This window comes from Polaribacter reichenbachii (assembly GCF_001975665.1).
In the GTDB taxonomy this organism is placed as follows: Bacteria; Bacteroidota; Bacteroidia; order Flavobacteriales; family Flavobacteriaceae; genus Polaribacter; species Polaribacter reichenbachii.
In genome coordinates, this window is sequence record NZ_CP019419.1 from 4,044,570 (window position 1) to 4,057,270 (window position 12,701).

The window sequence follows — 12,701 nt, forward strand, 5'->3', positions numbered from 1 at the left end:
ATGCTATACAAAAGACCAACATTCGTTCTACTCTGTTTATTTATAACTTATTTTACTTACGGACAAAGAGAGACTGATAATTGGTATTTTGGTAATGAAGCTAGCATAAGTTTTGCAAACGGTAAACCTGTAACTATTAATGATGGTAATCTATTTACACCAAAAGGTAGTACCTCAATTTCTGATAAAAATGGTAACTTATTATTTTATACAGATGGTGTTTATGTATTTAATAAAAATCATTTCGGAATGCAAAATGGAGCATTATTAGCAAGTGATGATGAAGTATTGCAAAGTTGTGTTATTATTCCAAATCCAGAGAATGAAAACTTATATTATCTTTTTACTTTAAAAGTTACTAACGATTCGCCTCCTTTAGGAACTGCAATTCTTCCAGGTCTTTATTTTTCTACAATAGATTTATCTAAAAACGGAGGTTTAGGTGCAGTAACTAAAAAAAATACGGCATTAACTTCTTTAGCATCCGAAAAACTTACAGCTGTACATGCTAAAGATGGTAAAAATTTTTGGGTGGTAAGTTTTGGAAAAGAAAATAACTCTAGTATTAATTATAATACATTTTATGCATATAAGGTAGATGAAAAAGGAGTTAATAGAACTCCAGAAACATCCCAGATATCAATTGCTGCTCAAGAAAATAATGGCGCATTAAAAATCTCTCCTAATGGAAATTATATTGCAATGAGCAACAATTCTACAGCTTTGTTTGCAAATTTTAATAATGAAACTGGGCGCATAACCTCTACAAAATTTATAAGTGTTTTAGAAGGTTTTTTTCCTCCAAGACCATTTCCAACTGTACACGGAATTGAATTTTCGCAAGATTCAAAACACATCTATGCAGAATCTATAAACGAAACTAAAGGAGAAAATACCATTTTTCAATTTAAAACTGATGATTTAGATGATAGACAGGTTGTTAATGTTACAGACAATATTGATGCTTTTGCAAATGGAAATTATATGCAATTAGCTAGTGATGGGAATATCTACGTAACAACATCTAGCAGTGAAACTAAAGGGGGTAACTATTTAAGTCAAATAGTACCACCAAAAACATCAGATAAAACTTTAGCTACGTTTAATGAAAACGCAGTTGATTTATTAACAGCAGAATCTATCTTAGGTTTACCAAACTTTGTTCAATCTTATTTTAGAACAAGAATTTTAACTGAAAATGATTGTATAAACAATAATCTTTTTTTTGAAGTAGATACTTATGCAAACATTACTGCTGCAGAATGGGATTTTGGAGATGGTACAACATCTTTAGAAATTTATCCTGAACACTTATATACTTCACCTGGTCAATATAAAGTTACTGCAACAATTACCATTAATAACAGACAAATAACTGTAGATAAAAACATTAATATTTACGCTCCACCAGAAGTAATTAGCGATCAAAAAATTATTCAGTGCGATTTTGATAATAATGGTACAGATAGTTTTAATTTAACAACTATTAGTAATGATATAACTCCTTTTGGCAGTAGACTGGAAATTTATTACTATGAAAGTTATGCAGATTATTTAAATGATAATCCTATTGCAGATCCAGAAGATTATACCAATATCAGTAATCCACAAACTATTTATGCGAATATGATTAATAGTTATGGCTGTTCTAGCTTGGCAGAATTTACTATAGAATCTTTGTTTGTTGAGTTAGAAAGTATTTCTGATATGTATTCTTGCTCTTTGCCTAATGATGGCTTAAATGGAAGTTTTAGCTTAGAACTTAAAGAAGAAGAAATAAGAACTAATTTAGGTATACCAACAACTACAAACCTTCGATTTTATCCAGATTCAAATAGTGCACAAACAGATAGAAATGAGTTAAGGATGCTTAATTTTGTTTCTCCTACAACAACAATCTGGGTAAGAGCAGATACTTCTTTAGGTTGTGGAGGAATAGAACCTATAAATTTAATTGTAAATACTGAACCTAAAATTAATATTGATGATAGTTACACCATCTGTTTCGACCCTAGTGTAAAACCGCCAGTAATTATTTCTGCAGATAGTATAAACGAACGTTTTGAATGGAGAAATAGTGCAAATGAAATTATAAGTATAAATCAAGATTTTACATTAGATTCTGTAGGTGAATTTTCATTAACAGTTTACAAATCAGAAAATGGTTTACTTTGTTCTAATACTAAAACTTTTACAGTTGTAAATCCTGATAAACCCATTTTTGATAATATTATAGTAAATACTGAAGATGAAACCAATAATATTATTGAAGTTTATATAAATGGAAATAGTAACTATGAATTTTCTTTAGATAACATCAATTTTAGCGGAAATTCAACTTCTTATACATTTACTAACGTCGAACCTGGTTTAAGAACAATTTACATTAGAGATACGAATACTTGCGAGCAACCTGTTGAAGCTGATATAACTGTAATAGGTTTTAAAAAATTCTTTACACCTAATGGTGATGGTGATAATGACTATTGGAATATTAGAGGAATAGATGCCAATGAATTTAAGTCGATAAGTGTAATGATCTTTGATAGATATGGAAAAGTTATTGGTACCATATCAGATTTTAATTCCTTAGGTTGGGATGGTACTTATAATGGTAAAAACTTAATCTCTAACAACTATTGGTTTAGAGCAGAAATTGTTGATAAGGATAATAATTTAATTGAAGAAGCTGGTAATTTTAGTTTAATTCGAAACTAACTTTTAACCATAAAAAAACACCAAAACTATTTAAGTTTTGGTGTTTTTTTAATTATTTAAAAAAGAGATATTATTTCAATTTCTTTTTTACTGCAACTTCCATATAAGCTTCAATAATATCACCTTGTTCAATATCATTAAAGTTTTTAATCTGAACTCCACAATCATATCCTTTGGTAACTTCTCTTACATCATCTTTAAAACGTTTTAAAGCAGTAAGAGTACCATCATGAACAACAATACCTTCTCTAATAATTCTAATTTTAGAATCTCTTTGTATTTTACCAGACATTACCATACAACCTGCAATGTTACCAACTTTAGAAATCTTATAAATTTCTCTAATTTCAACATTACCAACAACCTCTTCTTTCATTTCAGGAGATAACATTCCTTCCATAGCGTCTTTTAAGTCGTTAATGGCAGCATAAATAATAGAGTATGTTCTAATATCTACTTCTTCTCTATCTGCAACTGCTCTTGCATTTCCTTGTGGTCTTACATTAAAACCAACAATAATTGCATCTGAAGCTGTTGCTAATAATACATCACTTTCTGTAATGGCTCCAACACCTTTATGTAAAATATTAACTTGAATTTCTTCAGTTGATAATTTTTGGAAAGAATCTGTTAATGCTTCTACAGAACCATCCACATCTCCTTTAAGAATAATGTTTAATTCTTTGAAATCACCAAGTGCAATTCTACGTCCAATTTCATCTAAAGTTAATGTTTTCTGAGTTCTAACAGATTGTTCACGTTGTAATTGAGAACGTTTAGAGGCAATTTGTTTTGCTTCTCTTTCATCTTCAAATACATTAAACTTATCACCTGCTTGTGGAGCACCATCTAAACCTAAAATTGAAACTGGAGTTGATGGCCCTGCTATTTTTAATTTTTTACCTTTATCATTAAACATAGCTTTTACTTTACCACTATGTTTACCCGCTAAAATATAATCTCCAACTCTTAAGCTACCTGCCTGAACTAAGATTGTGGTTACATAACCTCTACCTTTATCTAACTGAGCTTCTACCACAGTACCAACTGCATTTTTATTTGGATTCGCTTTTAATTCTAAAATTTCTGCTTCTAATAATACCTTTTCTAAAAGTTCATCAACACCTTGACCTGTTTTTGCTGATATATCTTGAGATTGGATATTTCCACCCCATTCTTCTATCAACAAATTCATTTGAGATAATTGTGTTTTTACATTATCAGGATTTGCATTAGGCTTATCAATCTTATTAATTGCAAAAATAATTGGCACACCTGCTGCTTGTGCGTGAGAAATAGCCTCTTTTGTTTGTGGCATTACATCATCATCTGCTGCAGCTACAATAATAACTAAATCTGTTACTTGAGCACCTCTGGCACGCATTGCTGTAAAGGCTTCGTGACCTGGTGTATCTAAAAATGCAATTTTTTGATCGCCTACATTTACAGAATACGCTCCAATATGTTGCGTAATTCCTCCACTTTCACCTTCAATTACATTTGCTTTTCTAATATAATCTAGTAAAGAAGTTTTACCATGATCTACGTGACCCATTACAGTAATAATTGGAGCACGAGTTTCTAAATCTTCTGGTTTATCTTCTACTTCTTCAATAGATTCTTCTACTTCTGCACCTACAAATTCTACTTTGTAATTAAATTCTTCTGCAACAATAACTAATGTTTCAGCATCTAAACGCTGGTTCATAGTTACCATCATTCCTAACATCATACAAGAAGAAATAATTTGAGTAACTGGTACATTCATCATTGTAGCTACCTCACTTACAGTAACAAATTCTGTTACTTTTAAGATTTTATTATCTAATGATTGTGCTTCTAATTCTGCTTCAGTTTGCTCTCTATGTGCATCCCTTTTATTTCTACGGTATTTTGCTCCTTTTCCTTTAGAAGATTTACCTTGTAGTTTTTCTAGAGTTTCTCTTACTTGTTTTTGGATTTCAGCTTCTGTAGGTTCTTCTTTTTTAACAGGTGTTCTTTGGTTTCCTCTACCTCTAAATCCTGGTCTATTATTACCTTGACCACCTCTGTTATTTCCTTGACCACCTCTATTATTTGGGTTACTTCTATTGTTGTTAGAAGTATTTGGTTTGCTTATACGCTTACGCTTTTTCTTAGCATCTGCAGCAGCTGGTTTTTTAACCTCTGGTTTTTTCTTTTTAGGTCTTTCAAATTGCTTTAAATCAATCTTTTTACCTGTAAAGTTTGGCCCATCTAATTTCTTATATTGAGTTTTAATAGATTCAGCATTTTCAGCAGTAACTTCTTCAGTTTTTTCTTCTGATTTAGTATTGCCTTTTCTTACTTCATTTTTCTTCTCAGTAACTTTAGATGCAGCTTTTTCAATTTCTGAAACTGTTTTTTTAACCTTTGGTGCTTCTACAACAGGTTTTTCAACAACTGGAGTTTCTTCTTTAGGAGTTTCAACTACAGGTGTTTCTTTTTCTTCTACCTTTGCTGGTTCTTTTTCTTCGATTATAGGTTCAGTTTTAGCAACAACCTCTTCTTTAGGTTCTTCCTTTACTTCCTCTTTTTTCTCGACAGGTTTTTTACCAACATTATCGATATCGATTTTACCAACAGTTTTCAACTCGAATCTATCTGCCTTGGCTTTAAGAATTTCTTCTTTCTTTGCTTCTTCTGCTCTTTTCTTTTCTAACTTAGCTTCAGCTTCTAAACGAATTGCTTCTTTCTCTTTACGTTTTTCCTCTCCTACTTCTTTAGATGCGGCTTTCTTGTTCGCATCTGTTTCAAAGCCATCAAGTAAAACTTGATAAACATCTCCCGTAATTTTAGTGGTAGGTCTTGATTCTATTTCATGACCTTTACCTGCTAAAAATTCGACAGCTCTATCAAGAGAAATGTTTAATTCCCTTAAAACCTTATTAAGCCTCATTGTTTTGCCTTCAGACATATATTCTTTTTAACTTTATTTTTGTAAAAATATACTTTTTACCTTACTTATATACTATAATTAGTCCTCGAATTCTTCTTTTAAGATTCTTTGAACGTCTATAATTGTTTCTTCTTCTAAATCGGTTCTTTTTACCAACTCTGCAACGCTTGTTTCTAAGACGCTTCTTGCTGTATCTAAACCAATTTTCTTGAATTCTGTAATTACCCAGTCTTCGATTTCATCGATAAATTCTGTTAACTCTACATCTTCTTCTTCTAAACCTTCTCTTTGAACGTCTATTTCGTAACCAGTTAACTCACTTGCCAATCTAATATTAACACCACCTCTACCAATTGCTTTAGAAACTTCTTCTGGTTTTAAAAGTACACTTACTCGTCCTTTTTTACCATTTTTTTCTTCTTCATACATTGTTATTTCCATTGATGTCACTTTTGCAGGGCTCAATGCTCTTGAAATAAACAATTGTTCGTTTTTGGTATAGTTGATAACATCGATATTTTCATTACCTAACTCACGTACAATTCCGTGAATTCTAGAACCTTTAACACCTACACAGGCTCCTACAGGATCTATTCTATCATCATAAGAATCTACAGCTACTTTTGCTTTTTCACCAGGAATTCTTGCAACACCTTCTACAGTAATTAAACCATCGAAAACCTCAGGAATTTCTTGCTCAAACAATTTATTTAAAAATGCTGGTGATGTTCTAGAAAGAATAATTGCAGGCTTATTACCTCTTAATTCTACTGTTTTTATAACACCTCTTACAGAATCTCCTTTTCTAAAGAAATCTGAACGAATTTGCTCACTTTTTGGTAAAACAATCTCATTACCATCATCATCTAATAAAATGATTGCATTATGACGAATGTGGTGCACTTCTGCACTATACAAATCGCCTTCTAATTCTTTAAAATGCTTAAAGATATTTGTACTATCGTGCTCGTAGATTTTAGAAATTAGGTTTTGACGTAACGCTAAAATTGCTCTTCTTCCTAAATCTATTAATTTTACTTCTTCAGATACATCTTCACCGATTTCAAAATCTGGCTCAATTAATCTTGCTTCAGCTAATTCTATCTCTTCATTATCATCTTCAGAAAAGCCATCTGCAACAACAACTCTATTTCTCCAAATCTCTAAATCTCCTTTATCTGGGTTAATAATAATGTCAAAATTATCATCTGAACCAAACTTACGCTTTAAAGCAGCTCTAAATACTTCTTCTAAAATAGACATTAATGTTACTCTGTCTATACTTTTATTATCTTTAAATTCTGAAAACGAATCAATTAACGCTATATTTTCCATTACATCTTTACTTAAAATACAATCTTCACTTTTGCCTCTTTAATATCTTTATATGCTACAGTTGCCGTTTTTTGAACAGTAACTTTTCCTTTACCTATTGGTTTTGGTTCTCTAGCTTTCCAATTTAACACAATCTTTTCATCATCTGCTTCTGTTAGAGTTCCTTCTAACTCTTGGTCTGCTATTTTAACTTTTAATATTCTATTTAAATTCTTTTTGTACTGTCTTTTTTCTTTTAAAGGATGAGAAATATCTGGAGTGGTTACTTCTAAAGAAAAATCTTCTTCTTCTCTATCTAAATTATGCTCTACATTTCTACTAATTCTAATGCATTCGCTTAAAGGAACTCCATTATCACCATCAACAGTAACTTGAATTTTATTGTTTACAGATATTGATAAATCAATCAAAAACAAACTTTCATTTAAGGCTAATGCTTCGTCTACTAAATCTTTTATTTTGTTTTGATCCATTTTATAATTTTATAAACACCTCAAAAAATATTGATTTTGAGTATAAAAAGAGGGGACTTTAAGTCCCCTACATTCTTCATTTATTATTAAAATCGGTGCAAATATACGAATTCTTTAGTATTTATCAAACTGAATTATATCCAATTATTTTTGTAACTTTAAATATCTCATTTATTTAACCTAAAATAATGTAATTATGGAAAAAATATTGGTCCCTATAGATTTTTCTAAAAAGTCTGAATTCGCTTCTAAAATGGCTGCAAGAATTGCTAAAGAATCGAACAGTATAGTGTATTTATTACATATGATAGAATTACCAACTGGTGTTGTAGATATGGGTGCAGGCAGTAAATTTAGCATTCCTGAAAGTATGTTATATTTAAGAAAAGTTAGAGAACGTATGCTAGAATTTAAAGAAAAGTTTTTCCATAAAAAAACAGAAGTTCATCATATTATTAAACTGCAACAGCCTCACGAAGGTATCTTAGAATATGCAGATAAAATTGATGCAGATTTAATTGTGATGGGTTCTAAAGGACATTCTAAGTTTGAAGAAATACTTATTGGCTCTAATACAGAGAAAGTGGTAAGAACCTCTAAAGTACCTGTTATTGTTGTAAAGAGAGATAATGAGAAATTTAGAATGAGAAATTTAGTTTTTGCTTCTAGTTTTAAAAATGAAGACAAAAAAGCAGTATTTAAAAAGTTTTTAGATTTTGCAAATCACTTTAAAAGCGAGATTCATTTATTAAAAGTAAATACACCTTCTAGATTTGAAAGTACACAAGAAGCTAAAGAAAAAATAACAAACTTTATTAAAGATTTCGACCTACCAAAATATTCTATAAATATCTATAATGATGCCACAATTAACAAAGGAATTTTAAATTTTTCTAGAGATATAGATGCAGATTTAATTGCTTTAAGCACGCATGGTAGAAGCGGATTATCTCATATATTTTCTGCAAGCGTAACCAAAACTTTATCTAAAAAAGCATTAAAACCTATTTTAACAATTAAAGTTTAGGTTTTGAAAGTTTAATTTTAAGAATGTTAGTAAAATCAAGGGGTCTCAACGATTATTTAATTTAATTAATTGATAATAAGTTGTTTATACTTTTGCTTTTATTTTCAAAAAAAGTATAAATTGATTTTTTTGTTAAAAACTTCAAGGTTTTTGTGAATAAGTCTAACATTTAGCTTAACAGAATAAAAACTACCTTTGAAGTGTAGGATTTCGAAGGTAGTCTCATTAGCTATTCTAGACCGAGTTTAGCAGACTCAATCTTAAACCGGAAGAAAGGTTTTATCAAAAAATGTAAAACTGAAAAGAATTATATAAGACAACACATTAGTCTAATCATAACAGCTCATTAACTTCCAAATTTTAAAAAGTCGATTGTTACTGCAATCGGCTTTTTTCTTATTACAACATAATACAAATTCTAAATAAACTTTACTTTGTACTACTTTGTACTACTTTGTACTACTTTGTACTACTTTGTACTACAAATATAATAGAAAGAGGTATTAATATTAATACTTAAAAAAATATTTATAAACATTTTTTACAAATTGTTTATAAACATAACTTCCAAAATAATTCAAATCAACCTCTTATACTTTGCTCAAAAGGAATTCTATTAATAATACTTCTACCTAAAGTAACCTCATCTGCATATTCTAACTCATCCCCTACTGCAATACCTCTTGCTATTGTAGATGTTGTAATATCAAATTTTTGAAGTTGCTTATAAATATAAAAGTTAGTGGTATCACCTTCCATTGTAGAACTTAAGGCAAAAATTAACTCTTTAACTTTTCCTTGTTCAACTTTATTAATCAAAGAGTCTATTTGTAAATTTTGAGGCCCAATACCTTCTATTGGTGATATTTTACCTCCTAAAACGTGATATAATCCTTTAAACTGAGCAGTACTTTCTATAGCCATCACATCTCTAATATCCTCAACTACACAAACAATTTCTGGATTTCTTTTTGGATTTTGGCAAATATCACACAAAACTGTATCAGAAATATTATGACATTTTTCGCAAGTTTTTACATCATTTCTTAAATGTAATAAGGCTTCAGATAAATATTTTGTATTTTCTGCAGGTTGTTTTAGTAAATGCAACACCAAACGCAAAGCTGTTCGCTTACCTATTCCTGGCAAACGCGAAACCTCATTCACTGCATTTTCTAAAATCTTCGATGAAAAATCCATAGTTTGCAAAATTACAACTTCTATAGAAAAAAGAATCAAGAAAAAAGACAAAAGACTATATTCGTGGTTTAGAATTGATCATCGATAATAAATATGCAACCACTTCACATCATCTTATTAATAGTAGGTTATTTTACTGTACTTATTCTTATTTCTTACATCACAGGAAAATCTGCCAATAACAAAACTTTTTTTAAGGCAAACAATTCTTCTCCTTGGTATTTAGTTGCTTTTGGTATGATTGGGGCTTCGCTTTCTGGAGTTACATTTATTTCTGTTCCTGGTTGGGTAGAAGCACAAAGTATGAGTTACATGCAAATGGTTTTAGGCTATGTAATTGGTTATGCCGTAATTGGTTTGGTGTTATTACCACTTTATTATCGACTTAATTTAACATCAATCTACACCTATTTAGAAGATAGATTTGGAAAATATTCTTACAAAACAGGAGCCTCTTTTTTCTTATTATCAAGAACAATTGGTGCAGCTTTTCGTCTGTTTTTAGTAGCAAACGTACTTCAACTTTTATTATTTGATGCTTACGGAATTCCTTTTTGGGTAACAGTAACCATAACTATTTTATTGATTTGGCTCTATACTTTTAAAGGCGGAATTAAAACTATTGTCTGGACAGATACTCTACAGACTTTATTTATGTTAATTGCAGTTGGTGTTTGTATTTATACGATTTCTGATGAATTACAAATATCAAACATATTCTCTTATATTACTGACAACAAGCTTTCTAAAACCTTCTTTTTTGATAATATAAAAACTGGCGATTATTTCTGGAAACGCTTTTTAGCAGGTGCTTTTGTAGCTATTGTAATGACTGGTTTAGACCAAGATATGATGCAAAAAAACCTGACTTGCAGAAACTTAAAAGATGCACAGAAAAATATGTTTTGGTTTACTATTGTTTTAGTAATTGTAAACTTTTTCTTTTTAGCTTTAGGAGTACTTTTAACAGACTATGCTCAGAAAAACGGAATTGACGCACATAAAGATCAATTATTCCCAATAATAGCTACAAAAGGAACTTTAGGTTTAGCAACTGCTATTTTCTTTTTATTAGGGTTAATTGCTGCTGCATATTCTAGTGCAGATTCTGCCTTAACTTCTTTAACCACTTCTTTTAGTATTGATATTTTAGAAATTGATAAAAATAAAGATCAAGTAGAACAAGAAAAAACAAGAAAGAAAATACATATCATCTTTTCTTTCATTTTAATTGCAACCATTCTTATTTTTAAATATTTTATTGCTGATGAAAGTGTTATCGCTAAAATATTCACATTTGCGAACTATACTTATGGCCCACTTTTAGGTTTATATGCATTTGGACTCTTCACCAAATTAAAAGTAAAAGACAAATTTGTACCATTAATTTGTATCTCCTCTCCTTTTATCACATTTTTAGTAAACTTTTTGTGCCTAAAACACTTTAATTTCGACTTTGGCTTTGCACTCTTAATCTTAAATGGGGCAATTACTTTTATAGGTTTACTCTTTCTTAAAAAATCAAAAAACTTATAATCTACGATTTAATAAATACAATACTCAAGTAATTTCTACAAAATAAACTAAACTTCAATATCAACTGTAATTTAATTCTTTTTACATATATTTATGTCATAATTTAATTCCCCCATAATTATGAAAATCTTTACTCATTCCAGTCTAAGTTTAAACCACTCAGTTCAATCAATTTTATTGTTTTTAGAAACTATTTTTTTAAGTAGTTTCCCTTCATTCTACTCAAATTGCTTAAAAGAAAAACTCTTTCAACGATTTAAGTTACTATTCATTTAAAAATTCACTGTATTTTTTAATTTACTAATAATTTTAATCATCACATCCCCCAGATATGAAACCTGAACACAAATTATCGTTTGTAATGTGTATTATTTTGCTTTCTATTACATCAATCTATCCTTCTAACTTTAGCGCAGAAAAGAAAATCAAGTTAACAATAGATAAAAACTCTTTTTTGGTAAATCACCAATTAAATTGGAAAAACACTAATCATTTTAATACAAGCTCTTATTGGCAAGAACAAAAAATCGCTACTTTACACAATGACAGCGCAATAACGATTTCTAATAAAATGATTACTACATCAAAACATAATCCATATCAATATAAAAACGTGGAGAACAACAAATTTGGAGGAGTTAAAATAACTGATCTAAATAATACTACAAATAAAAAATTTAACAGAACTGACACAATTAATTATTCAAATATTGATAACAACGGAGGTATCTCATCTGCAGAGATTATGGCAACTGTTACCCCTAAAATCGATTTACCTACTGCAGCAACAGATGCCATTGCTGTAGATGAAGATAACTCCAATAATAGAACTAATATTCTTAAAAATGATTCTTTTGGTAGCGATGCCCTTTACTAATATTATAATTCCTATTATAACGCAACTTCTTTAAATATTAATGGTCAAAATCAGTCAATAGTTAGAGTTTTTTTTCGCAGCTTTTGATAATATTAGAAAAACTTAAAAAATAAAAAAAAACATATATCAACAAAAGACAACTATTCAAAGAAATAAAACCCCTTTTTTTTCAACACCATATTCCGGTACCATTTAATAGTCATAAAAGTAATTCTGCTTAACATTTTAAACCTTCCATTTATTTTTTTTTAATAAAATTATAGGTATTTAATACAAAACCTGTATTACAAAAACCGATATAAAAGCCTCAACTTTCTGAATACCAATTCTATTCAACAAACTTTTACCCTCAAAAAAAGTGGAAAAATTGAATTTATAACATATTTTTTATTATATTTGTTAGTATTAATCCAAACCCCCTAACCTATGAGTACAACAAAAAAAAATCTTTTTTAGAACCATATTATATATTAATTGTTTGATAATTAATATGTAAAACTTTTTAGTTTAAATATTTTTTATATATTTGCAAAAGTTTTAATATTTGGTTTTAGAATTGAAACACTAAAACAGCCCCAATCTTCAATAATTAATAGTTATTAACGTCTATATAAAAAT

The 12,701-nt window shown here is 29.4% G+C and carries 8 protein-coding genes; 4 read left to right on the plus strand and 4 right to left on the minus strand.

Features of this window, described 5'->3' with window-relative positions; genetic code table 11:
• On the plus strand, positions 1 to 2,718 hold the full coding sequence (locus BW723_RS17295; RefSeq protein WP_068359597.1) for a T9SS type B sorting domain-containing protein: 2,718 nt from the start codon (positions 1 to 3) through the stop codon (positions 2,716 to 2,718).
• A 70-nt stretch (positions 2,719 to 2,788) separates the two neighbouring features.
• On the opposite strand, the gene infB is transcribed toward BW723_RS17295, so the two are convergent.
• The 3 genes from infB to rimP are packed head-to-tail and all read right to left on the minus strand — an operon-like array spanning position 2,789 to position 7,443.
• The gene (infB, locus tag BW723_RS17300; protein WP_068359599.1) at positions 2,789 to 5,653 is read right to left on the minus strand and encodes a translation initiation factor IF-2; all 2,865 of its coding nucleotides are present in this window, start codon (positions 5,651 to 5,653) and stop codon (positions 2,789 to 2,791) included.
• A 60-nt stretch (positions 5,654 to 5,713) separates the two neighbouring features.
• Entirely contained in the window at positions 5,714 to 6,970 is a 1,257-nt protein-coding gene (nusA, locus tag BW723_RS17305; protein WP_068359601.1) for a transcription termination factor NusA, read from the minus strand.
• An 11-nt stretch (positions 6,971 to 6,981) separates the two neighbouring features.
• Entirely contained in the window at positions 6,982 to 7,443 is a 462-nt protein-coding gene (rimP, locus tag BW723_RS17310) for a ribosome assembly cofactor RimP (RefSeq protein WP_068359602.1), read from the minus strand.
• 196 nt (positions 7,444 to 7,639) lie between these two features.
• Between rimP and BW723_RS17315 the strand changes: the two genes are divergently transcribed.
• On the plus strand, positions 7,640 to 8,470 hold the full coding sequence (locus BW723_RS17315; protein WP_068359604.1) for a universal stress protein: 831 nt from the start codon (positions 7,640 to 7,642) through the stop codon (positions 8,468 to 8,470).
• 582 nt (positions 8,471 to 9,052) lie between these two features.
• Here BW723_RS17315 and recR read toward each other — a convergent pair.
• Complete coding sequence (gene recR / locus BW723_RS17320; protein ID WP_068359606.1) at positions 9,053 to 9,670, minus strand: recombination mediator RecR; 618 nt, start codon at positions 9,668 to 9,670, stop codon at positions 9,053 to 9,055.
• A 93-nt stretch (positions 9,671 to 9,763) separates the two neighbouring features.
• Here recR and BW723_RS17325 point away from each other — a divergent pair, with 93 nt between their 5' ends.
• Both BW723_RS17325 and BW723_RS17330 read left to right on the plus strand, forming a co-directional pair.
• Entirely contained in the window at positions 9,764 to 11,206 is a 1,443-nt protein-coding gene (locus tag BW723_RS17325) for a sodium:solute symporter (protein WP_068359608.1), read from the plus strand.
• A 331-nt stretch (positions 11,207 to 11,537) separates the two neighbouring features.
• Positions 11,538 to 12,083, plus strand: a complete 546-nt coding sequence (locus BW723_RS17330; protein WP_068359610.1) for a hypothetical protein — start codon at positions 11,538 to 11,540, stop codon at positions 12,081 to 12,083.
• The last annotated feature ends 618 nt before the right edge of the window (positions 12,084 to 12,701 follow it).